Annotated in this window: 18 protein-coding genes, 1 pseudogene and 1 riboswitch; of the genes and pseudogenes, 11 read left to right on the top strand and 8 right to left on the bottom strand. The window is 71.5% G+C overall.

Annotated features, from left to right (window positions below):
- Window positions 1-219: 219 nt before the first annotated feature.
- The 3 genes from ACZ51D_RS39165 to ACZ51D_RS39155 are packed head-to-tail and all read right to left on the bottom strand — an operon-like array spanning window position 220 to window position 3,448.
- Window positions 220-1,296, bottom strand: coding sequence for a threonine aldolase family protein (locus ACZ51D_RS39165; RefSeq protein WP_465665070.1), 1,077 nt, complete (start codon window positions 1,294-1,296; stop codon window positions 220-222).
- A complete protein-coding gene (locus ACZ51D_RS39160) occupies window positions 1,293-2,051 on the bottom strand; it encodes an SDR family NAD(P)-dependent oxidoreductase (protein WP_465620003.1) in 759 nt (252 codons plus the stop codon). Before ACZ51D_RS39160 ends, ACZ51D_RS39165 begins: the two co-directional genes overlap by 4 nt.
- On the bottom strand, window positions 2,048-3,448 hold the full coding sequence (locus ACZ51D_RS39155; protein ID WP_465665066.1) for a DUF6421 family protein: 1,401 nt from the start codon (window positions 3,446-3,448) through the stop codon (window positions 2,048-2,050). Before ACZ51D_RS39155 ends, ACZ51D_RS39160 begins: the two co-directional genes overlap by 4 nt.
- Before the next feature lie 607 nt (window positions 3,449-4,055).
- On the opposite strand from ACZ51D_RS39155, the gene ACZ51D_RS39150 reads away from it, so the two are divergent.
- The 5 genes from ACZ51D_RS39150 (at window position 4,056) to ACZ51D_RS39130 (ending at window position 8,618) form a co-directional block, all read left to right on the top strand.
- Window positions 4,056-4,934 carry an ABC transporter substrate-binding protein gene (locus ACZ51D_RS39150; RefSeq protein WP_465665064.1) on the top strand — a complete coding sequence of 293 codons (879 nt, stop codon included), beginning with the start codon at window positions 4,056-4,058 and terminating at the stop codon, window positions 4,932-4,934.
- 116 nt (window positions 4,935-5,050) lie between these two features.
- A complete protein-coding gene (locus ACZ51D_RS39145) occupies window positions 5,051-5,914 on the top strand; it encodes an amino acid ABC transporter permease (RefSeq protein WP_465665062.1) in 864 nt (287 codons plus the stop codon).
- The gene (locus ACZ51D_RS39140; RefSeq protein ID WP_465665060.1) at window positions 5,911-6,666 is read left to right on the top strand and encodes an amino acid ABC transporter ATP-binding protein; all 756 of its coding nucleotides are present in this window, start codon (window positions 5,911-5,913) and stop codon (window positions 6,664-6,666) included. The genes ACZ51D_RS39145 and ACZ51D_RS39140 overlap by 4 nt, the downstream gene beginning before the upstream one ends.
- A 278-nt stretch (window positions 6,667-6,944) precedes the next feature.
- Window positions 6,945-7,526 carry a DUF5134 domain-containing protein gene (locus ACZ51D_RS39135; protein ID WP_465665058.1) on the top strand — a complete coding sequence of 194 codons (582 nt, stop codon included), beginning with the start codon at window positions 6,945-6,947 and terminating at the stop codon, window positions 7,524-7,526.
- A 144-nt stretch (window positions 7,527-7,670) separates the two neighbouring features.
- Window positions 7,671-8,618, top strand: a complete 948-nt coding sequence (locus ACZ51D_RS39130; RefSeq protein ID WP_465665056.1) for a M56 family metallopeptidase — start codon at window positions 7,671-7,673, stop codon at window positions 8,616-8,618.
- A 56-nt stretch (window positions 8,619-8,674) separates the two neighbouring features.
- Here the strand turns inward: ACZ51D_RS39130 and ACZ51D_RS39125 are convergent, their stop codons facing one another.
- A complete protein-coding gene (locus ACZ51D_RS39125) occupies window positions 8,675-9,109 on the bottom strand; it encodes a MarR family winged helix-turn-helix transcriptional regulator (protein WP_360509738.1) in 435 nt (144 codons plus the stop codon).
- Window positions 9,110-9,196: 87 nt separating this feature from the next.
- Here ACZ51D_RS39125 and ACZ51D_RS39120 point away from each other — a divergent pair, with 87 nt between their 5' ends.
- Both ACZ51D_RS39120 and ACZ51D_RS39115 read left to right on the top strand, forming a co-directional pair.
- A complete protein-coding gene (locus tag ACZ51D_RS39120; RefSeq protein WP_465619993.1) occupies window positions 9,197-10,711 on the top strand; it encodes an MFS transporter in 1,515 nt (504 codons plus the stop codon).
- A 274-nt stretch (window positions 10,712-10,985) separates the two neighbouring features.
- A complete protein-coding gene (locus ACZ51D_RS39115; RefSeq protein ID WP_465665054.1) occupies window positions 10,986-11,651 on the top strand; it encodes a TetR/AcrR family transcriptional regulator in 666 nt (221 codons plus the stop codon).
- A gap of 85 nt (window positions 11,652-11,736) precedes the next feature.
- Here ACZ51D_RS39115 and ACZ51D_RS39110 read toward each other — a convergent pair whose 3' ends face one another.
- Window positions 11,737-12,603, bottom strand: coding sequence for a helix-turn-helix domain-containing protein (locus ACZ51D_RS39110; protein ID WP_360509744.1), 867 nt, complete (start codon window positions 12,601-12,603; stop codon window positions 11,737-11,739).
- Window positions 12,604-13,022: 419 nt separating this feature from the next.
- Here ACZ51D_RS39110 and ACZ51D_RS39105 point away from each other — a divergent pair.
- Window positions 13,023-13,496 (top strand): annotated as a pseudogene (locus tag ACZ51D_RS39105) (ATP-binding protein); the annotation flags it as partial.
- 427 nt (window positions 13,497-13,923) lie between these two features.
- Here ACZ51D_RS39105 and ACZ51D_RS39100 read toward each other — a convergent pair.
- Window positions 13,924-14,196 (bottom strand): DUF397 domain-containing protein, encoded by a 273-nt coding sequence (locus ACZ51D_RS39100; RefSeq protein WP_360509746.1) that lies wholly within the window; start codon window positions 14,194-14,196, stop codon window positions 13,924-13,926.
- 557 nt (window positions 14,197-14,753) lie between these two features.
- Between ACZ51D_RS39100 and ACZ51D_RS39095 the strand changes: the two genes are divergently transcribed.
- The 3 genes from ACZ51D_RS39095 (at window position 14,754) to ACZ51D_RS39085 (ending at window position 18,107) form a co-directional block, all read left to right on the top strand.
- Window positions 14,754-15,713 (top strand): sirohydrochlorin chelatase family protein, encoded by a 960-nt coding sequence (locus tag ACZ51D_RS39095; RefSeq protein WP_465619990.1) that lies wholly within the window; start codon window positions 14,754-14,756, stop codon window positions 15,711-15,713.
- A gap of 497 nt (window positions 15,714-16,210) precedes the next feature.
- Window positions 16,211-16,379, top strand: a riboswitch (cyclic di-AMP (ydaO/yuaA leader).
- A 7-nt stretch (window positions 16,380-16,386) separates the two neighbouring features.
- Window positions 16,387-17,685, top strand: a complete 1,299-nt coding sequence (locus tag ACZ51D_RS39090; protein ID WP_465665068.1) for a transglycosylase family protein — start codon at window positions 16,387-16,389, stop codon at window positions 17,683-17,685.
- A 221-nt stretch (window positions 17,686-17,906) separates the two neighbouring features.
- Window positions 17,907-18,107 (top strand): hypothetical protein, encoded by a 201-nt coding sequence (locus tag ACZ51D_RS39085; RefSeq protein ID WP_465619988.1) that lies wholly within the window; start codon window positions 17,907-17,909, stop codon window positions 18,105-18,107.
- 72 nt (window positions 18,108-18,179) lie between these two features.
- On the opposite strand, the gene ACZ51D_RS39080 is transcribed toward ACZ51D_RS39085, so the two are convergent.
- Both ACZ51D_RS39080 and ACZ51D_RS39075 read right to left on the bottom strand, forming a co-directional pair.
- Window positions 18,180-19,199 carry a LacI family DNA-binding transcriptional regulator gene (locus tag ACZ51D_RS39080; RefSeq protein ID WP_360489696.1) on the bottom strand — a complete coding sequence of 340 codons (1,020 nt, stop codon included), beginning with the start codon at window positions 19,197-19,199 and terminating at the stop codon, window positions 18,180-18,182.
- A 25-nt stretch (window positions 19,200-19,224) separates the two neighbouring features.
- Complete coding sequence (locus ACZ51D_RS39075) at window positions 19,225-20,940, bottom strand: glycoside hydrolase family 13 protein (RefSeq protein WP_465665052.1); 1,716 nt, start codon at window positions 20,938-20,940, stop codon at window positions 19,225-19,227.
- Window positions 20,941-20,982 lie beyond the last annotated feature (42 nt).

The following is a 20,982-nucleotide window of genomic DNA, read 5'->3' as shown; positions in this document are numbered from 1 at the left end:
CCGCCTTCCAGCGGACCCTCCGGGCTTCGTTCTTTCGTGTTTCAAGCTTATCAGATGTTTTCCGCTCCGTTTTCCGGAGTTTCATTCATCGGATTCGCTTTCCGCTTTGCCGCCCCGGTCTCCCGTGGCGACTCCGGAACTGTACGGGGACGGGCCCGCCACATGCAAATCGCCCCTGCCCGGGGTCCCGGGCAGGGGCGATTCGTTGTTCGAGCACCGTCAGGCGCGGCCCATCTCCTCGGCGATGGCCGCCGCGAAGGCGTCGATGTCAGCCTCCGTGGTGTCGAAGGAACACATCCAGCGCACCTCACCGGTGTGCTCGTTCCAGAAGTAGAAGCGGTAACGCTTCTGCAGCCGCTCGCTCACCTCGCGCGGGAGGATCGCGAACACCGCGTTCGCCTGGACCGGACGCACGACCTCGACGCCGTCGATGTTCCGGACCGCAGCCTCCAGGCGGCTGGCCATCGCGTTGGCGTGGCCGGCGTTGCGCAGGTAGAGGTCGCCGGAGAGCAGGGCCTCGAACTGGACCGACGCGAAGCGCATCTTCGAGGCCAGCTGCATCGAGGTCTTGCGGAGGTACTTGATGTTGCGGACCCGCTCGGGGTTGAGCACCACCACGACCTCGCCGAACAGCAGGCCGTTCTTCGTCCCGCCGAAGGACAGCACGTCGACGCCCACGTCGGTCGTGAAGGCGCGCAGCGGCTGGCCGAGCGAGGCGGCCGCGTTGGCCAGGCGGGAGCCGTCGACATGGACGAGCATGCCCAGCTGGTGGGCGTGCTCGGTGATCGCGCGGATCTCGTCGACGGTGTAGAGGGTGCCGAGCTCGGTGCTCTGGGTGATGGAGACCGCGAGCGGCTGCGCGCGGTGCTCGTCGCCGTAGCCCCAGGCCTGCTGGTCGAGCAGCTCAGGGGTGAGCTTGCCGTCCGGAGTGGGGATGGTGAGCAGCTTGATGCCGCCCATCTTCTCCGGGGCGCCGCCCTCGTCCACGTGGATGTGGGCGCTCTCGGCGCAGACGACCGCGCCCCAGCGCGGGAGCAGCGACTGGAGGGCGACCACGTTGGCGCCGGTGCCGTTGAAGACGGGGTACGCCTCGGCCTTCTCGCCGAAGTGGCGGCGGAAGACGTCCTGGAGGTGGGCCGTGTAGTCGTCCTCTCCGTAGGCGACCTGGTGGCCACCGTTGGCGAGGGCGATCGCGGCGAGGACCTCCGGGTGCACGCCGGCGTAGTTGTCGCTGGCGAAGCCGCGGACGGCGGGGTCGTGCCGCCGTACCGCGTCCGTACGGGTGAGGTCGGTCATCGGGCTGTCAGCCACAGGTGCTGTCCGTTCAGTTCTGCTGCGGGGCGGTCCCAGAGGCCCGCCAGGTGGTCGGCGAGGTCGGCGGTGTCGGTGAAGCCGGCGAACTTCGCCTCCGGCTTCTCGGCCCGCATTTCGGGGCTGACCAACGCCTTGATCACCAGGATCGCAGCCGCTGCGGTGGGCTCGCCGTCCGGGGAGGTGGTCTCCTTCTTGAAGGAGTCGGCCATGGCGAGGGTCCACGCCTCGGTGGCGGCCTTGGCGGCCGCGTAGGCGGCGCCACCGGCGGTGGGCTTGTGCGCGGCCGAGGCGGAGATCATCGCGTAGCGGCCGGCGGAGCTGCGGACCAGCGCGGGCTGGAAGGCCAGCGAGGTGTGCTGGAGGGTGCGCACGACGGTGTCGTGCAGGAAGTCCCAGTCGTCCAGCCGGCTGTCGAAGAAGGTCTTGCTGCCGCGCCAGCCGCCGACGAGGTGGAAGAGGCCGTCGACGTGGCCGTGCTCGGACTCCAGGTGGTCGGCCCAGTCGTGGACCTCCTGCGGGTCGAGCAGGTCGATGACCTGGCCGCTGACCTTGGCTCCGCGCACTGCCACCCGGGTGGCGTCCAGGGCGGACTCGAGGCGCTGGGCGTCGATGTCGGCACCGATCACGGTGGCGCCGTCGGCGGCGAGGCGGCGCAGCACCGCGCGGCCGGCCGGGCCGCTGGCTCCGGCGACGGCGATGACCTTGTCGGCCAGCGGGGCGTTGGAAGAGGTGGTCACGCTGCTGCTCCCTGGATGCCGTTACCGGTGATGCCGGTGGTGGAGGCGATGACGCCGCTCAGCTTCTTGTTGAGGGCCTCGTAGAACATGCTCAGCGGGAACTCGTCCGGGAGCACGGCGTCGCACAGGGCCTTGTTGAGGGCCTTGCCGTCGGTGATGTCGAGCGGGAGGGCCTCGGGGCCCTTCGCCCAGGTGGAGGCGGGGTGCGGGGTGAGGTACTGGGAGACCAGCTCGTAGGCGGCGATCCAGTGGGCCGGCTTGGGCCGGTCGATGCCGTCGCGGTACAGCTTCTCGATCTCCGCGCAGAGCCCGTTGGTGACCTGCGGGGCGCGCTCCCAGTCGATCGTGAGGCGGTTGTCCCGCCAGCGCAGCGCGTCGTGCTTGTGCAGGTAGGCGAAGAGGAGCTGGCCGCCGAGGCCGTCGTAGTTGCGCACGCGGTCGCCGCTGACCGGGAAACGGAACATGCGGTCGAAGAGGATCGCGTACTGGACGTCGCGGGCGTGCGGGTTGCCCTCGGCCTCGAGCTGCACCGCCTCCTTGAAGGTGGTGAGGTCGCAGCGGAGCTCTTCCAGGCCGTACATCCAGAACGGGCTGCGCTGCTTGATCATGAAGGGGTCGAACGGCAGGTCGCCGTGGCTGTGGGTGCGGTCGTGGACGAGGTCCCACAGGACGAAGGTCTCCTGCGCGCGCTGCTGGTCCTGGAGCAGGCCCTCGGCGTCGGCCGGGATCTCCAGGCCGAGCTGCTGGACGGCGCTGGTGGAGACGGCGCGGAAGCGGGCGGCCTCGCGGTCACAGAAGATGCCGCCCCAGGTGAAACGTTCCGGCGCCTTGCGCACGGAGACCGTCTCGGGGAAGAGCACGGCGGAGTTGGTGTCGTAGCCGGCCGTGAAGTCGGTGAAGGTGATCGGCACGAACATCGGGTTGTCGAAGCGGGTGCGCTCCAGCTCGGCCAGCCAGTCTGGCCAGACGACGCGCAGCAGGACGGCTTCCAGGTTGCGGTTCGGGTTGCCGTTCTGGGTGTACATCGGGAAGACGACCAGGTGCTCCAGGCCGTCCTCGCGCTGGTCGGCGGGCTGGAAGGCGAGCAGCGAGTCCAGGAAGTCGGGCTCGCGGTAGCCGGTGTCGGCCCACTTGGCGAGGTCCGCGTCGATGGCGGCGAGGTACGCGGCGTCGTGCGGGAAGTTCGGGGCGAGCTCCTCGACGGCCGCACGGACGGTGGCGACCAGCGGGTCGACGGTGTGCCGCTGGACGGCGGCCAGGTCGATCGAGCCGTCCTTGGACTGCAGCGGGCGCAGCGCCTCGACAGCCTCCTTCAGACGCAGCCAGGCCGGGTGGCCGGCGAAGGTCGAGACCGGGGCGTCGGCCGCCGCAGCGAGCCTTGGCGAAAGATTCTGCATCGTGGACTCACTTCGACAGGAGTTATTTCAACGGGGACACCATAAGTACGAAAGGTTCTCCCGTTCAAGGGGGTCCGGACCGGCAAAGCTGCGGCGAGCCGCCCCTCAGGCCCGAAAACCTGCGCCGAGAGGCCCGATGTCCGGCATGTGGACGGTGATCTGGATGTTCTGGACAGATGCGCAGGTCTGATGCGAACCTCCCGGCATGCTCCCGGCGGTGATCACGGTGCCCGTAGGCCACGACAGCCCGTTCCGCGCGCCCTCCCGCCGGCACGCCTGCCTCTGCTGTCGCTGCCGCGCGCGCGGTCTCTGCTGTCGCTGTCGCCGCTGTTGTTGATCCGGCCACCGGCCGCTGTCCGGCCGCTGTCGACCCGACTGCTGTCGATCCGGCCCGGGGGGACCGCGGACGTGGGCCCGTACGCCGACCATGCCGTGTGTGTTCCGGCGCCGCCACCGGGGGGAAGTGACCCGCCGGGACCCGGCCCGCCCCGCCGCGCCCCCTCTGTCCCAACCCACCTGTCACTCCCGACCCGTCCCAACCGACCCGGTCACTCCCGACCTGTCACTCCCGACCTGTCACTCCCGGTCCTTCCTCTGGAGCCCCGCCATGACCCTCCGCAAGCCGTCCGCCGTACTGTCCCTCGCCGCGCTGGTCGCCGCCGCGGCCACGCTGAGCGCGTGCGCCCCGCAGGACTCGACGTCCGACGCCGCCTCCGGCGCGGCCGTCACGGCGGCGGGCTGCGCACCGGGGGCGCTGGCGACGCGTACGGCCGGGACGCTGACCGTCGGCACCGACAAGCCCGCGTACGACCCCTGGTTCTCCGAGGACAAGCCGGAGAACGGCAAGGGCTTCGAGTCGGCCGTGGCCTACGCGGTGGCGGAGAAGCTGGGCTACCCGAAGGACAAGGTCAGCTGGGTGGTCGCGCCGTTCGGCAAGGCGACCGCGCCGGGCGCCAAGGACTTCGACTTCGACATCAACCAGGTGTCGATCAGCGACGAGCGCAAGCAGGCGGTGGACTTCTCCTCCGGCTACTACGACGTGCGCCAGGCCGTCATCGCGCTGAAGAACTCCAAGGCGGCGGGTGCGAAGAGCATCGCCGACCTCAAGGGCGCCAAGCTCGGCGCGCAGGTCGGCACCACCAGCCTGGACACCATCACCGGCGTCATCAAGCCGAGCAGCCAGCCGGCCGTCTTCGACTCCAACGACCTGGCCAAGGCCGCGCTGAGGAACGGGCAGATCGAGGCCCTGGTGGTGGACCTGCCGACCGCCTTCTACATCACCGGTGCCGAGGTGCCGGAGGCCCAGGTGGTGGGCCAGTTCGAGACGGCCTCACAGGGCGAGCAGTTCGGCCTGGTGCTGGACAAGGGCTCCAAGCTGACCGGCTGCGTGTCGCAGGCGGTGGACGCGCTGCGCTCCGACGGCACGCTGGCGAAGCTGGAGAAGCAGTGGCTCTCCGACGCCGTCTCCGCGCCGGTGCTGAAGTGAGCGCAGACACGAGCCCCAGCGTGGGCGGGGAGACGAGCCCCAGCGTGGGCGGGGAGACGAGCCCCGGCGTGGGCGGGGACACGACGGCAACCGGAGCCGCGGCACTCGCGAAGCGCGTGGAAGAAGGGGACGACGGCTACCGCCCCTCCGAGCGGCGCCTCGCGCACGAGGCGTACCGGCGCGCCCGGGCCCGCCGCTCGGCGCTGATCGCCGCCTCGTCGACCCTGGTGACGGCGGCCGCGCTCTACCTGCTGATCGTCAACTCCCCCGGCTGGGAAGTGACTCGGCGAACCTTCTTCAACCTCGGATACGCCCGACAGGCGCTGCCCGAGGTACTGAAGGGGCTGCGGGTGAACCTTGAGCTGATGCTCGGCTGCGGGGTGCTGATCCTGGTGTTCGGCCTGTTGCTCGCGGTACTGCGGACGCTGCGCGGGCCGGTGTTCCTGCCCGTGCGGCTGCTGGCCACCGCGTACGTGGACTTCTTCCTCGGGCTGCCGATGATCATCTGCCTGCTGGTGGTGATCACCGGGGTGCCGGCGCTGCGGCTGACCGGGGTGACCACCGATCCGCTCCTGCTGGGCGGGGCGGCGCTGGTCCTGACGTACTCGGCGTACGTGTCGGAGGTGTTCCGCTCCGGCATCGAGTCGGTGCACCCGAGCCAGCGGGCCGCAGCGCGGTCACTGGGGCTGACCAACGCGCAGGCCATGCGGTACGTCGTGCTGCCGCAGGCGGTCCGCCGGGTGGTTCCGCCACTGCTCAACAACCTGGTGAGCCTTCAGAAGGACACCGGGCTGGTCTCGATCGGCGGTGCGATCGACGCGGTGTACGCGGCGAAGATCATCGCGTCCCGGTCCTTCAACTTCACGCCGTACCTGCTCGCGGGGCTGGTGTTCATCGTGCTGACCATTCCGCTGACCCGGTTCGCCGACTGGCTGACCGCGCGGATGAACCGTCGGCAGCTCCAGGGAGGTGCGGTGTGACGGCGGAAGTGCTCCGGCTGGAATCGGTGCGCAAGACCTTCGGCACCCAGGTGGTGCTGCGCGACGTGGACCTCGCCGTGCCCGAGCACTCGGTGACGGCGCTGATCGGGGCCTCCGGCTCCGGGAAGTCCACGCTGATGCGGTGCGTCAACCTGCTGGAGGGCATCGACGACGGCGCGATCTTCCTGGACGGCGAGGAGATCACCGATCCGCGCGCGGACGAGGACGCCGCCCGGCGCCGGATCGGGGTGGTGTTCCAGTCGTACAACCTGTTCCCGCACATGACCGTGCTGGAGAACATCACCCTCGCGCCGCGCCGGGTGCACGGGGTCGCGCGGGCCGAGGCGGAGGCGCGGGCGCTCGAGCTGCTCGACCGGCTCGGGCTGGCAGCCAAGGCGCAGGAGTACCCGGACCGGCTCTCCGGCGGGCAGCAGCAGCGCGTCGCCATCGTGCGGGCGCTGGCCACCGGACCCCGGCTGCTACTCCTGGACGAGATCACCGCGGCGCTGGACCCGGTACTGGTCGGGGAGGTGCTCTCGGTGGTGCGGGACCTCAAGGAACAGGGGATGACGATGGTCCTCTCCACGCACGAGATGGGATTCGCGCGCGAGGTCGCCGACCGGGTCTGCTTCCTGGACGACGGGGTGGTACTCGAACAGGGGCCGCCGGAGCAGGTCTTCGGCGATCCGCGGGAGGAGCGGACCCGGCAGTTCCTCAGCCGGGTGGTCGCCTCGGGGCGGCTCCAGGGCTGAGCCCGGGCGGCGGGCGACCGGTGTGCGGCCAGGGCATTCACCACGACGGGCACCACTGTGCGCCCCCGTACGCGCCCTGTCCGCGCCCGGTCGGCAGCGGTGATCGTGGGGTGGACGACCGTCGCCGCGCACGGGTCGGCGCACAGGTGAACAGATGGACGGGCGAACAGATGACGGGCGGCAGCTGACAGACGACAGCTGACAGCTTTCATCATCTGTTCGCTGACCGCTGTTCGTTGTTCGCCGCCCCGGTCGCCCACCGCCCCGGGAGGCCGCCGTTGCACGGACCCATCCTGGTCAACTGGCTCCTCGCCCTCCTCACCGCAGCGGCCGGCGCCTCCTGCCTGGTCCGCCTGCGACGCTCCCCCTGCGCCCAGGGCGTCCCGGGTGCCCCAGGCGCCGCGTCCGCCGCACACCGCCCACTCGCCCGGGAGTCCGACGCCGCCGAGGCCCTGATGGGGCTCGGCATGGCCGCGATGGCCGTCACCGGCGCCACCGTCCCGGCCGCCGTCTGGGCCGCGCTGTTCGGCGCCCCCGCCGCCGCCTTCCTGCTCGCCGCCGTCCACGCCCCCGCCGGCCGGGCTCACCGGCTGCACCACGCGGTCGGCGCGATCGCCATGACGTACATGGCCGTCGCGATGGCGGTGTCCCCCGGCCACCAGCACCACCACGCGGGCGGCCTGGGCGTCCCGCTGCTGACCGGCGTCCTCCTCCTCTACTTCGGCGGGTACACCGTCTGGGCCGGCAGCCGCCTGCTGCACACCCCGGCCGGCACCCTCGCCGTCGGCACCGCCGGGCTGCCGCAGGCCTGCCGGCTCACCATGGGCATCGGCATGTTCGCCATGCTGCTGACCATGTGACGCCCCCGTTCGCACACCAAGCCCCGGTCGCGCGCGTGGCGTTGGTCACTGGCCGGTCGAAAGCCGTTCCACCGGGCGTCGCCAGCGCATAGGTTGGCGGGGAGCGCGCTGTCGCGTTCCGTGCGTACTCGGGGAGCCCACGCGATGCCTGCCCTGATCGGCCTGCTGCTGCTCGGACTGCTGCTCTCGACCGTCGCGCCCCGGCTGCTGGCCCGGGCCCGCTGGGCGGAGCGCGAACCGGTGCTGGCACTGCTGGTGTGGCAGTGCCTCGTGGTGGCGGTGCTGCTGTCCTGCGCGCTGGGCCTGCTGCTGGCCGCCTCGGCCGCCCTGCCGGAGCTGCGCGCGCTGCTGTTCTCGGGCGCACCGCACGGTGTGGAGGCCGCGTACGGCCTGCAGGACGCCGAGGGCTGGGGTCGGCTGTGCGCAGCGGTCCTGGCGGCCGGTGGGGTCCAGACGGTGCTGGCGCTCACCCGCGAGGTCCGTACGGCGAAGGCGCTGCGCGACCGTCGGCACGCCCAACTGACGACCCGGGCGCCGGAGTTGCCCGAGTCGATCGAGGCCACTCGGAGCCGTCGTGAGCGGCTGGTGGTGCTGGAGAACGTCCGCCCGGAGGCGTGGTCGCTACCGGGCCCGGACTCCCGCCTGGTGGTCACCACCGGCGCCCTCCAGCAGCTGACCGACCGGGAGCTGGCGGCCGTGCTGAGCCATGAGCGCGGCCACGTCCGGGCCCGGCACCACTGGCTGCAGCAGTTCGCGCAGGCGCTCGCCTCCGGCTTCCCCGGCGTCGGCGTGTTCAGCGCCTTCCGGGACCAGGTCGCGGAGTTGGTCGAGCTGGCGGCCGACGACCGCGCCGCACGGCGGCACGGCCGGCACACCACCGCCCTCGCCCTGGCCGAACTCAACCTGGACCGAGGGGTGTTCGGCTCCTGCCCGCCCGGCCTGGCGCAGTCCCCGAAGCGGGTGGACCGGCTGCTCGCGGGCCGCCCGCGGCTCTCCGTCTCGCACCGGCTGCGGCTCACCGTCGCGGCTCTCGCCGCACCCGCCGCGGTCGTCCTGCTGGCCGTCGCCCCGGGGCTGCACTCGCTCCTCTGAGCCAACCCGGGCCGGGCAGAAGGAATGTGACGCAAAGTCAGCCAAGCGCGGCCAGGTCAGGCCGACGGGACTTCGCCGGCGTTGCCGAGCTCGCCGCCGAGGGTCAGCTCCAGCACCTCGCGGTGGAGCGGCCTGGCCTGCTCGTAGCGTTCCCGGCCGGCCTCGGTGAGGGTGAGCACGATGCCCCGCCGGTCGCTCTCGCACATCGCCCGGGTGACCAGTCCGGCCTTCTCCAGGCGGGCGATCAGCCGGGAGAGGGCGCTCTGGCTGAGGTGGACGGTGGGCGCCAGCTCGCTCACCCGTAGCGCGTGACCGTCACCGGCGTCGCAGCCCTCGACGAGGCGCTCCAGCACCTCGAACTCGCTCATGCCCAGCCCGAACCGGTCGCCCAGCTCGCGGTCGAGCAAGCAGGCGGCCGCAGCGTGCCGGGCCAGCAGCTCGCGCCACTGCGCAACGAGACCGGCCTCCGCCGGGGAGTCGAGTTCAGCCACGCCGCCACCCTAGCACCTGCATCGTCAATTATTGCGTTCACATCTAATTCATTTGCATTGAATGCACGTGCATGTACTGTCCTCCCCATGACCACCGCGACCGTCACGTCACCCGACGCCCCGTCAACCAGCGGCCCGCACTGGACACCCCGCCTCTGGGGCACCCTGATCGTGCTCTGCGCCGCCATGTTCCTGGACGCCCTGGACGTCTCGATGGTGGGCGTCGCCCTTCCGTCCATCGGCTCCGAGCTGCACCTGTCCACCTCCACCCTGCAGTGGGTGGTCTCCGGCTACGTGCTCGGCTACGGCGGCCTGCTGCTGCTCGGCGGCCGCGCCGCCGACCTGCTCGGCCGTCGCCGGGTCTTCCTGGTCGCCCTGGCCGTCTTCGCCGCCGCCTCACTGCTCGGCGGCCTGGTCGACAACGGCGGCCTGCTGATCGCGGCCCGCTTCCTCAAGGGCGTCAGCGCCGCCTTCACCGCCCCGGCCGGCCTGTCGATCATCACCACCACCTTCGCCGAGGGCCCGGCCCGCAACCGCGCGCTGTCGATCTACACCACCTGCGGCGCCAGCGGCTTCTCGCTCGGCCTGGTGCTGAGCGGTCTGCTCACCTCGGTCGGCTGGCGCTGGACCTTCCTGATGCCCGTCCCGGTCGCGCTGCTCGCCCTGGTCTTCGCGATCCGCCTGCTCCCCCGCCCGGTCGAGGAGCCCGCCAAGGGCGGCTACGACGTACTGGGCGCGATCACCGGAACCGCCACCGTGCTGCTGCTGGTCTTCACCGTCACCGAGGCGCAGGGCGCCGGCTGGCTGAGCCTGCGCACGCTCGGTTCGATGGTCGTGGTCGCCGCGCTGGCCGCCGCCTTCCTGCTGGTCGAGAGCCGCACCGCCCACCCGTTGGTCCGGCTCGGCATCTTCCGCAACGGTTCGGTCGCCAGGGCCAACCTGGTCGCCTTCGCGATGACCGGCGCGTACGGCGGCTTCCAGTTCGTGGTCACCCTCTACCTGCAGCACCTGCTCGGCTGGTCGGCCCTGCAGATGGCCCTCGGACTGCTGCCGGCCGGCGCGTTCATCGCCCTCTCGGCGCCGTTCATGGGTCCGATCGTGGACCGCTTCGGCACCGGGCGGCTGCTGCCGATCGGCCTGCTCGCCCTGGTCGGCGCCTTCGCCCTCTTCCTGCGACTGGACGAGCACAGTTCCTACGTCGCCCTGGTGCTGCCCTCGATGCTGCTGCTCGGCGTGGGCTTCGCGCTCGCCTTCCCCTCGGTGAACATCGCCGCCACCGACGGCGTGGCCGACGAGGAGCAGGGCCTGGCCTCGGGTCTGGTGAACACCGCGATCCAGGTCGGCACCGCGGTGGTGCTGGCCGGGGCGACCGCGATGATCACGGCCGGCAGTGCGGGCGGGGACAGCCCGCAGGCCCAACTTGACGGCTACCGCCCGGCGTTGGTGTTCGTCACCGCGGTCGCACTGGTCGGGCTGGTGGTCGCGACGGTCGGAGCGCTGGTGGACCGACGCCGCGCCGCGATCCCTTCGCCGGTGCCCGACTATGATTACCCGTCAGCGGGTCCGACAGTGGCCCGGACCGGAGCCCTCACCGAGCACTGAGATTGAGTGCCGAGCACCGGGTACCAAGTGCCGAGTACTGGGCACTGACCCCATGGGCCCCGCCCGCGGCCGATTCCAGGCCCTCGGGCAATGGCGCCGGCTCCACCAAACCCCCGTGTTGGTGGAGCCGGCCGTCTTCGTACCGGCCGCCGGGGGGGCACCCGTCGGGGCACGGTGCGGGGCGGCTGTCGGCTTCGCAAGTATATTGGCCCGGAGCCAACGAACGTTCGGAGCAGACACGATGGCACCTCGCGGTGATTCGGTCAATGAGGAGATGCGGCAGCGCTCCCGCCGACGCATCATGCGGGCCACCGTCGAGCTGGTTGACCAGCGTGGTTACGCGGGCACCACACTGACCGACATCGCCGAGCGGGCCGGGCTCGCCCGCGGGCTGCTCTCCTACTACTTCGACGGCAAACGGTTGCTGATGCAGGCCGCGACGCACCGGATGATGCACCAGTCGCTGTCCGGTGCGCTGGCGGAACTGGCGCCCGGCTCCTCCCCCGAGGCCCGGCTGGCCCGCGCCATCGACGCCGTCCTCGGGCTGGCGATGGACCACCCCCGGGTGATGCGCTCGCACCTGGCGCTGATCCTCGACCCGGACACCGGCGCCTTCGTCCAGGACCCGGAGCAGCAGCAACTCGGCGCCATCCTGCAGGGACTGCTGCGCGACTGGGGCGCGCCGGACCCGGTCGCCGAGCACGCGGTGCTGCGCAGCGCGTTGATGGGCGGCTGCATCGGGGTGCTGCTGCCGGGCGCCGAGATCCCGCTGGCCCCGATCCGGGCCGACCTCTTCCGCCGCTACGGCCTGGCCTGGCGCCTCGGCTGCCCACCCCAGGCCGACCCGCCGCAGACCGACTCACCGCAGATCGACCGACCGAAGACCGACTCACCGCAGACCGATCCGCCGGAACACGAAAGGCCGCCGGCCCGCGGTTGACGGCGGGTGGGCGGCCTACCGGTCGCGACCCGCTGCCGAGGGGATCCGCGAAGAAAGGTCCTCACGGATCCCGGACGGCAGCGGGTCAGCGCTCCTTCAGGATCGAGGCGAGCAGGTCTATGGTGCGCTCCGGCGTGAGGCTGTCCACGCAGAGCCGCTCCATGACCTGGATGTACGCGTCGACGTCGTCCCGCTTGTCCAGGTACAGCGCGCTGGTGAGCTGCTCCAGGTAGACCACGTCCGCGAGGTCCTGCTCCGGGAAGCGCAGGATCGTGAACGCCCCGGACTCGCCCGCGTGCGCGCCAAAACGGAACGGCATGACCTGGATCACCACGTTGGTCTGCTCGGCGACGTCGATCAGGTACTGCACCTGACCGCGCATCACCTTCGGCCCGCCGACCGGCCGGCGCAGCGCGGCCTCGTCGATGACCGCCCACAGGCGCGGGCTGGCGCCCTCCGCCAGCAGCTTCTGGCGGCGCAGGCGGAGGCTGACCCGCCGTTCGACCTCCTCCTCGCTGATGACCGGCCGACTCTGGCCGAAAACCGCCCGTGCGTACTCCTCGGACTGCAGCAGCCCGGGGATGAACTGCACCTCGTAGGTGCGGATCAGCTGGGCGGCCTCCTCCAGTCCGACGTAGGTCTGGAACCAGCCCGGCAGCACGTCGTTGAAGCTGTGCCACCAGCCGGACTTGTTGGCCTCGCGGACCAGGCCGAGCAGGGCTTCCCGCTCCATGCCGTCGTCGACGCCGTACAGGCTGAGCAGGTCGGCGACGTCGCGCTCCTTGAAGCTGACGCGACCGAGTTCCATGCGGCTGATCTTGGACTCGGAGGCTCGGATCGCGTAGCCCGCGTCTTCGCGGGTGATGCCGCGCGCCTCACGCAGGCGACGCAGCTGCGAGCCGAGGAGGATCCGGCGGACCATCGAGCCGCCGCCCGGCTGAACTGTGGTCATGCGGTCGAAACCTCCACCTAGGGCAAACAGCGCACAGTCTGCCATCAGTTGAGCGCTCACGGTGCCGATACTGACGGATGTTCCTATCAGTTCTGCACTCCGCACACCAGGATGCACGTGCATCCGGCGCTTGCATATGCCAATAGTGCGACTGCACGTGAATCGACTCTTGCATCTGCAGTGAGCGCACACCACCATGGTGCACGTGCACCTGCACATCCCTGGCAATCCCGCGGGCTCCGCGTCGACCCCACGCGCGACTCCGTGCACCGGTCCGACGGCGTCCCCCCGCGCCATCGGGCGGCCGAGTGCGCGCGCGTCTGGTCGAGGGGGCGGCCGAGCGGCCGAGCGAGTCGGAGGTGACCGGCATGACCCCGGCGGGTCCAGCCGTGTCCGCCCCCTTATGGGAGGAGCTCTTCATGAGCACCGGTACGGCTTTGGCGGTTGACCCCCATGTGGTCACCTGTACGCTCGCTCCTCGCTTCGAAGCCGTCAGAACCGCGCGCGACTTCGCCCGGACCACGCTCCGGCGCTGGAGCCTGCCGGAGCTGTTCGACGACGTCGCGCTGGTGGCCTCGGAACTCGTGACGAACGCGCTCCGGCATGCGATCGGCGCACGGCCCGACCCTGCGGGCGGCGCCCAGGGCGAGTACGACTTTCCCACACGGGCGACCCCGGACGGGCGGCTGCCGATCCGAATAAGCCTGGTGCACCGCGCACCCCAGGTGGTCTGCGCGGTGAGCGACCCGAGCAGCATCGGCCCGGCGGCCAGGGAAGCGGACTTCGTCGCCGAATCCGGCCGCGGGCTGCACCTGGTGGAGTCCTTCAGCCGCTCCTGGGGCTGGCACCCGCTGGGCAGCGGCAAGGTGGTCTGGGCCATGTTCGAGGCGGAGCCGGCGGGCGGCACGCTCGACGGACACCCGGAGATCGGCGGGCACGCGGAGATCGGTGCACGCTCGGCGCTCGACGCGCTCGGCGGACCGGTCGACGTCGGTGGACGGCACCGGCGCTCGGCCTAGCGCCGAGCGGCGCGTGGCCGGTCGAACAGCGGGCCGAGGGCCCGCTCCCATGCCAGCTCGGACGTTGGGCAGGGCGTCGGGCAGGACGTCCGGCAGGACGTCGGGTACGGCAGCCGGCCGAGTGGCCGGTCGAGGGAAGCCCCGGGAGGACCACGCCCCGGGCCCTTCCGCCAGGCCCCGTCGGCGGTTCGCCCCGGCCGGTGGCCGGGAAGGCAACAGCGGAGAAGACGGCAGGAAAGTCAAAGGCCGTCGTGGTGTCGGCACCCACGACGGCCCCCCGATGGTGAAGCACGGCAGCCGGTCAGACCGCCAGGTGGTCGAACTCCCCGTCCTTGGCCCCCAACAGCAGGGCGGCGATCTCGGCCCGGGTGTAGATGAGCGCCGGACCGTCCGGGAAGCGCGAGTTGCGCATCGCCACATCACCGCCCGGCAGGGCCGCGAACTCGACGCAGTTGCCCTGGGAGTTGCTGTGCCGGCTCTTCTGCCAGACCACCCCCGTGAGATCGGCCGCGGCCATCCCGTTGTGGGTGTCGTACGAGCCGTGCGTGTCCTGCGAGTCGTGCGAGTCGTGCATAGAAATCTCCCGAAGAGCTCCGGAGTTGTCGTCCAGCGCGGCGCCCCCGGCACCGCCGAACGAACGGACCGGCCCCGTACCGGCCCGGCACAACGCCTCACTTGACGCGATGATAGCTGCAGTGCACGTGCATCAGCACGGGACGTTGCAGGTGCACGAGGCCTTTTACCCGCGGCCCCGAACTCTTCACGGGGTCTCCCCTGACGGTACGTAAACGGACATAGTCGACTGAATCACCGGAGCCGCGATAACCCGCCGTGAGCGGCTCCCCGCTGAATGTTGATCTTCGAATGCCGGGAGTCGCGCCGCCGTGACCCTCCGTCAGACGACCTCCGGACTGTGAGACATCTCACGCACCACAGTCGCAACGCCGCACCACGTGGGGCACGTCAAAGCAATGGCCCGTGCTCGCACGGGGGTTGGGTGAGGAATGTCCGGATTGTGGGCAAACCACCCGGACCGGCACGGCGGACACACCGGGTCCGCACCGCGACCGCGCCAAACCCGTACGGCAGCCGACTGCAGGCCGGACGGGCCGATGTCCTACGATCTCCGGCATGAGCACCGCAGCCATTCCGGGCGCGCCACTGCCCGTCCGCACTCCAGGCTCCCGTGCGCGGGGGCGCCACCGTCGTCCCGAGCGCCCCGCGATCCCGGCCAACGCGCCGGCCCTGGTGCTCGCCGTGCCCGCGACCGCCGGGCCCGAGTCCCGCTCGGTCGTCGAGGAGCTGCTCTCCATCGTCCGCAGCGAGCAGAACGGCGTCCAGGCCGCGGTCGGCTACCTCCCCGGCGACTACGCCGAGGGCGCCGGCGGCGAGGACCGCACCGTCGCCGAGCTCCTGGCCATGGCCGCCGAGGCCGGGCTGCCGACGCCCGTCCTGGTGCCGCTGGTGCCCGGTCCGCACGGTTTCCTGGCCGAACTCCACGCGCTCGCCGCCGAGTACGGCGCGCCGGTCACCGACGCGCTGGGCCCGCACCCGCTGCTCGCCGAGGCCGTGCACGTGCGACTCTCCGAGGCGGGGCTGGCCCGCGCCGACCGGGCCCGGCTGTTCGCCATCGCGACCGCCGCGGACGGCGTGGTCCTGACCACCGTCGGCGGCGAGGACGCCGCCGCCGCAGCCGGCATCACCGGCGTACTGCTGGCCGCCCGACTGGCCGTCCCGGTCGTCGCCGCCGCGCTCGACGTGCCCGGCTCGGTGGCCGCGGCCGTCAACCACCTCAAGGAGTCCGGCTCGCAGCGCCCGGCGCTGGCCCCGCTGGTGATCGGGCCGGAGGCCGACTCCGAGCTGCTCGCCACGGCCGCCGAGGAGACCGGCTGCCCGTCGGCGGCGCCGCTGGGCGCGTACCCGACCGTCGGCCAGCTGATCGCCTCCACCTACCTGGCCGCGCTGCCCACGCCGTCCCCGGAGGAGCTGGCGCAGGCCGAGGCGGAGGCGGCGGCCGCCGCCGAGGCCGAGGGGGTCGTGGAGGGCGCCCGGCGCGCTCACGCGGCCGCCGAGGCGCCTGCCGGACAGTAAGGACACCACGCGCCGGTCGGCGCGCACACAGGGCCCGGAACGGCTTGCGTTCCGGGCCCTTCGCTTTGCCTCTCTCGTTGCCCCTCCTGTTGCCTCTCCTGCTGCCCCTCCTGCTGCTTTCCTGTGCCGTACGGGAGTTACAGGAGTTAAGCGAGCAATGAAGGGAATGTCCGTTCTGGCGCCATTTGCTAGGAAATGGTGAGCGCACTCTCCGGCGCTCGAATCGCGGCCACCCCCCTGGCTCGGACGGCGCGCCGCTTCGCGCTTCAACACACCGTCACGTCACTCCTGAGGCGAAGACAGTTGTGGGCATCCGCAACAGCATTGCCGAAAAACGATCATTTACGATCATGATTACCTGACATTTTGGCAGTTCCCACTAAACCGTGATGCGCGTCACAGCTATTTGCAGTTTGAACTTAAGTCTGCTTAACGTGCTCCCCGTTCGTGGCCACACGGACCCAGTTCATCCGCAACGCCGAGTCCTGCCGTCGGATGTCCTGGAAGCGCGAAAACGCACCACGGCAGGAGCGGGGGACCCACAGGTAAGTCGCCCCGGACCGTTCCCCGGAACGTCCAGGGCTAGGGGTGAAGCCGCGCTCACGCGCGGCCGGGCAACTCCAGCCCGAATCCGACAGCTCACCTCGCAGGCGTGGGAGAGGACCGCGTCTTCATGCTGCCCACCAACGGCACCCGTCTGTCCAGCCGCACCCGCCGCGTGATCGCCGCCATCGGCGTCGCGGGCGTCGGCCTCACCGTCCCGTGCCTCGTCTCCGGCACCGCCTCCGCGGCCTCCGTCGCCACCTGGGACAAGGTCGCCCAGTGCGAGAGCACCGGCAACTGGAGCATCAACACCGGCAACGGCTTCTACGGCGGCCTCCAGTTCACCCAGAGCACCTGGTCCGCCTTCGGCGGCACCGCCTACGCCGCGCGCGCCGACCTGGCCACCAAGGACCAGCAGATCGCCGTCGCCGAGAAGGTCCTCGCCTCGCAGGGCCCCGGCGCCTGGCCGGTGTGCTCGGTCCAGGCCGGCCTCACCAAGGGTGGCGCCCCGGCGTCCGTCGACACCTCGACCGCCGCCAAGCCCGCCGCGCCCGCCGCCCCGGTCGCCAAGCCCGCCGCCAAGCCGGCGCAGACCCAGGCCCCGGCCGCCAAGCCGGCCGCGCCCGCCCAGGACGCTGCCCAGGCCGCCACCGACTCCGCCACCGGCAACTGGACGCAGAAGCACCAGCAGCAGGCCCAGAGCGGCGACTACACCGTGGTCGAGGGCGACTGGCTGTCCTCGATCGCCGACAAGCACAACGTCCAGGGCGGCTGGCAGCGGCTGTACGACCTCAACCGCGGCACCCTGACCGACGGTCCGAACACCATCTACCCGGGCCAGCACCTGTCCTTCGGCGACGGCGGCCAGGCCCAGCAGTCGGCCTCCACCGACCAGTCCGCCTCCTCGGACAAGTCCGGCTCGGACTTCACCTGGTTCAACCGCTCGCAGAAGTCCGGTCAGTCCGCGAACGGCGGTGCCGTGAACGCCAAGCCGGCGGCCCAGACCCAGACCCCGGCCGCCAAGCCGGCCGCCCAGGCGCAGACCCAGGCCCCGGCCCAGGCCGCCACCGGCAGCATGGCCGCCGCGGTCGCCTTCGCCGAGTCCAAGGTCGGCCAGGCCTACGTCTACGGCGGCACCGGCAACGGCGGCTGGGACTGCTCCGGCCTGACCCAGGCCGCGCTGCGCGCCGCGGGCATCTCCGTCCCGCGCGTCGCCGCCGACCAGGCCGCCGCCAGCACCCACGTCTCGCTGGACAGCCTGCAGCCGGGCGACCTGCTGTTCTGGTCCAACAACGGCCAGGACTCGGGCGTCTACCACGTCGCGATCTACGTCGGCGGCGGCAAGTACGTCGAGGCCGCCAACCCGAGCTCGGGCGTGCGCGAGCAGACCGTCGCCAACTGGGCCCCGGACTTCGCCGGCCGGGTCTGAGCACGGCGAACGGCTGACAGCCGACGGATTTCGACTGACGGACAACAGATAACAGATAACAGATTTCAACATCTGTCAGCTGTCAGTCGTCCTCCGAACGCTGACCACCCGCCACCCCCGGGGAGAGTCTGGTCGCTCCTCCCCGGGGGTTCCGGCGTATCCCCGTGGTGAAACCCCGCCCCAACGGGCAAGCTGCTGCTCCGCACCCGAGGAGGAGTCACATGGCCCAGGTCACCGTCACCATCGACGCGAACCTCGCGATCGACGCGATGATGCTCTCCGGTACCACGAACCCGCAGGACGCCGTCGAACTGGTCCTGCGCGACTACCTGGCCCGCGGCCGCCGCACCGAGACCCGTACCGGCGACGCGGCCGACGGCCGACGCCTCACCGCCGACCGTCCCACCGCCCAGGAGGGCTGACCCGGCGCACGCCGAAGGGCCCCGGAGAGCAACTGCCCTCCGGGGCCCTTCCCTTGCCCCTACGGCCGACGCTCAGCGCGCGCAGGCCCCGGTGGACCCGCGCATCACCAGCTCCGGCTGGAACATGAACTCGCCGCGCTGGGCCGCGTTTCCGCCGACCTCCTCCAGCAGCGCGTCCACCGCCGCCGTGGCCATCGCCTCGACCGGCTGGCGGATCGTGGTCAACGGCGGCTCGGTGAAGGCGATCAGCGGCGAGTCGTCGAAGCCGACCACCGACACGTCCTGCGGCACCGACAGCCCGCGCTGGCGCACCGCCCGGATCGCCCCGAGCGCCATCATGTCGCTCCCGCAGACGATCGCCGTGCAGCCCTTGTCGAGCAGCGCGCCGGCTGCCGCGTGTCCGCCCTCCACGCTGAACAGCGTGTGGTGGACGAGGTTCTCGGCCTCCTCCTGGGTGCGCCCGAGCACCTCCCGCATCGCCGCCGTGAAGCCTTCTATCTTGCGCAGCACGGGCACGTACCGGCGCTGCCCGACGGCCAGCCCGATCCGCTCGTGCCCGAGTTCGGCCAGGTGCTGGACGGCCATCCACATCGCGGCCCGGTCGTCCGGCGAGATGAACGGCGCGTCGACCTTGTCGCTGAACCCGTTGATCAGCACGAACGGCACCCCGCGCCCGGACAGCCGCGCGTAGCGGTCGTGGTCGGCCGTGGTGTCGGCGTGCAGCCCGGAGACGAAGACGATGCCAGCCACGCCCCGGTCCACCAGCATCTCCACCAGTTCGTCCTCGGTGGATCCGCCCGGAGTCTGGGTGCACAGCACCGGCGTGTAGCCGTGCCGGCTGAGCGTCTGCTCGATCACCTGCGCCAGCGCGGGGAAGATCGGGTTGCTCAACTCCGGTGTGATCAGGCCGATCAGCCCGGCGCTGCGCTGGCGCAGCCGGGTCGGCCGCTCGTACCCGAGCACGTCGAGCGCCGCCAGCACCGTCTGCCGGGTGGCGGCGGAGACGTTCGCCTTGCCGTTGAGCACGCGGGAGACGGTGGCTTCGCTGACCCCCGCCTGTGCCGCGATGTCTGAGAGTCGCGCCGTAGTCACGGTCCCAGAGCCTATTGCAACCACGTCAGACCGCCCACCAGCCGGTGCTGTCCGGAGCGAGCACCGTCTCGCCGCCGTCCACCACGAGGTCGGCCGAGGCGAGCAGCAGTGTGCCCGGGGCCGCGATCCGCACCGGCTCGCCGGTGGTGTTCACGGTGCAGATGAAGGAGCCGCGGCGGAAGGCGAGGGTGCCCTCGGGGCCGTCCAGCCACTCGACCTCGGTGCCGGCGCCGAGGTCGGCCTGCGCCCGGCGGACGGCCAGCGCGCCGCGGTAGAGCTCCAGGGTGGAGGACGGGTCGCCGGTCTGCGCCTCGACGCTCAGCTCGGCCCAGGCGGCCGGCTGGGGCAGCCAGGACGGCCCGCCGGCCACCGGTCCGAAGCCGTACGGGGCCTCGGTGCCGGACCAGGGGATCGGGACGCGGCAGCCGTCGCGGTAGCCGTCCTGTCCGGCCTGGCGGAAGAACGACGGGTCCTGGCGCACCTCGTCGGGCAGGTCGGTGACGTCCGGCAGGCCGAGTTCCTCGCCCTGGTAGACGTACGCGGAGCCGGGCAGCGCGAGCATCAGCAGGGTGGCGGCGCGGGCGCGGCGCAAGCCGAGTTCGCGGTCGCCGGCGGTGCGGATCTGGGTGCCGAGACCGGGCTCGTTGGCGAAGCGGGTGGCGTGCCGGGTGACGTCGTGGTTGGACAGCACCCAGGTGGTGGGGGCGTCGACCGGGCGCATCGAGTCGAGCGAGACGTCGATCACCTCGCGCAGCGCGGCGGCGTCCCAATCGGTGCCCAGGTACTGGAAGTTGAAGGCCTGGTGCAGCTCGTCGGGGCGGACGTAGTTGGCGGTGCGCTGGACGGTGGGGGTCCAGGCCTCGGCGACGCCGATCCGCTCGCCAGGGTACTCGTCGAGGATCTTGCGCCAGCTGCGGTAGATCTCGTGCACACCGTCCTGGTCGAAGAACGGCATGACGTCGTTGCCGAGCAGCTTGAGCTGGTCGGCGCCGCCGAGGTCGGGCAGGCCGGGGGCCTTGACCAGGCCGTGGGCGACGTCGATGCGGAAGCCGTCCACGCCCATGTCGAGCCAGAATCGCAGGATCGAGCGGAACTCGTCGGCGACGGCCCGGTTCTCCCAGTTGAAGTCGGGCTGCTCGGGGGCGAACAGGTGCAGGTACCAGTCGCCGGGGGTGCCGTCCGGGTTCTCGGTGCGGGTCCAGGCCGGGCCGCCGAAGATGGACTCCCAGTCGTTGGGCGGCAGTTCGCCCTTCTCGCCCTTGCCGGGGCGGAAGTGGTAGCGGTCGCGCAGCGGCGAGCCGGGGCCCTCGCGCAGGGCGCGCTGGAACCACTCGTGCTGGTCCGAGGAGTGGTTGGGGACCAGGTCGGTGATGATCCGCAGCCCCAGCTCGTGGGCGTCCCGGATGAGGGCGTCGGCGTCCAGCAGGGTGCCGAACATGGGGTCCACCGCGCGGTAGTCGGCGACGTCGTAGCCGGCGTCCGCCTGCGGCGAGGCGTAGAACGGGGAGAGCCAGACGGCGTCCACGCCGAGATCCCGCAGGTAGGGCAGGCGGCTGCGGATGCCGGGCAGGTCGCCCATGCCGTCGCCGTTGGAGTCGGCGAAGCTGCGCGGGTACACCTGGTAGATGACCGCGTCCCGCCACCAGTCTCTGGACGCGACGCCGGTCACAGGAGCCGGGGTGGCCGCCTCGTGAGCGGTCTCGGCGGCAGGCCGGGAGGTGTCGGCCAGGTTCTGGGTCATGGACGGTATCCCTTGGGGATCGGAGGAGCGGGGAGCCTTGCG

It is taken from the genome of Kitasatospora sp. NPDC033851, assembly GCF_055576085.1.
The sequence above is the reverse complement of the archived record's forward strand: the minus strand, read 5'-3'. Positions and strand labels throughout refer to the sequence as shown.

Excerpts from the sequence above, each read along its gene's own strand:
- ACZ51D_RS39150 (WP_465665064.1), top strand. The coding sequence starts at position 4,056 with ATGACCCTCCGCAAGCCGTCCGCCGTACTGTCCCTCGCCGCGCTGGTC.
- ACZ51D_RS39100 (WP_360509746.1), bottom strand. The coding sequence starts at position 14,196 with ATGCACGACTCGCACGACTCGCAGGACACGCACGGCTCGTACGACACC.
- ACZ51D_RS39085 (WP_465619988.1), top strand. The coding sequence starts at position 17,907 with ATGGCCCAGGTCACCGTCACCATCGACGCGAACCTCGCGATCGACGCG.
- ACZ51D_RS39075 (WP_465665052.1), bottom strand. The coding sequence starts at position 20,940 with ATGACCCAGAACCTGGCCGACACCTCCCGGCCTGCCGCCGAGACCGCT.
- ACZ51D_RS39095 (WP_465619990.1), top strand. The coding sequence starts at position 14,754 with ATGAGCACCGCAGCCATTCCGGGCGCGCCACTGCCCGTCCGCACTCCA.
- ACZ51D_RS39115 (WP_465665054.1), top strand. The coding sequence starts at position 10,986 with ATGCGGCAGCGCTCCCGCCGACGCATCATGCGGGCCACCGTCGAGCTG.
- ACZ51D_RS39130 (WP_465665056.1), top strand. The coding sequence starts at position 7,671 with ATGCCTGCCCTGATCGGCCTGCTGCTGCTCGGACTGCTGCTCTCGACC.
- ACZ51D_RS39120 (WP_465619993.1), top strand. The coding sequence starts at position 9,197 with ATGACCACCGCGACCGTCACGTCACCCGACGCCCCGTCAACCAGCGGC.
- ACZ51D_RS39110 (WP_360509744.1), bottom strand. The coding sequence starts at position 12,603 with ATGACCACAGTTCAGCCGGGCGGCGGCTCGATGGTCCGCCGGATCCTC.
- ACZ51D_RS39155 (WP_465665066.1), bottom strand. The coding sequence starts at position 3,448 with ATGCAGAATCTTTCGCCAAGGCTCGCTGCGGCGGCCGACGCCCCGGTC.
- ACZ51D_RS39165 (WP_465665070.1), bottom strand. The coding sequence starts at position 1,296 with ATGACCGACCTCACCCGTACGGACGCGGTACGGCGGCACGACCCCGCC.
- ACZ51D_RS39090 (WP_465665068.1), top strand. The coding sequence starts at position 16,387 with ATGCTGCCCACCAACGGCACCCGTCTGTCCAGCCGCACCCGCCGCGTG.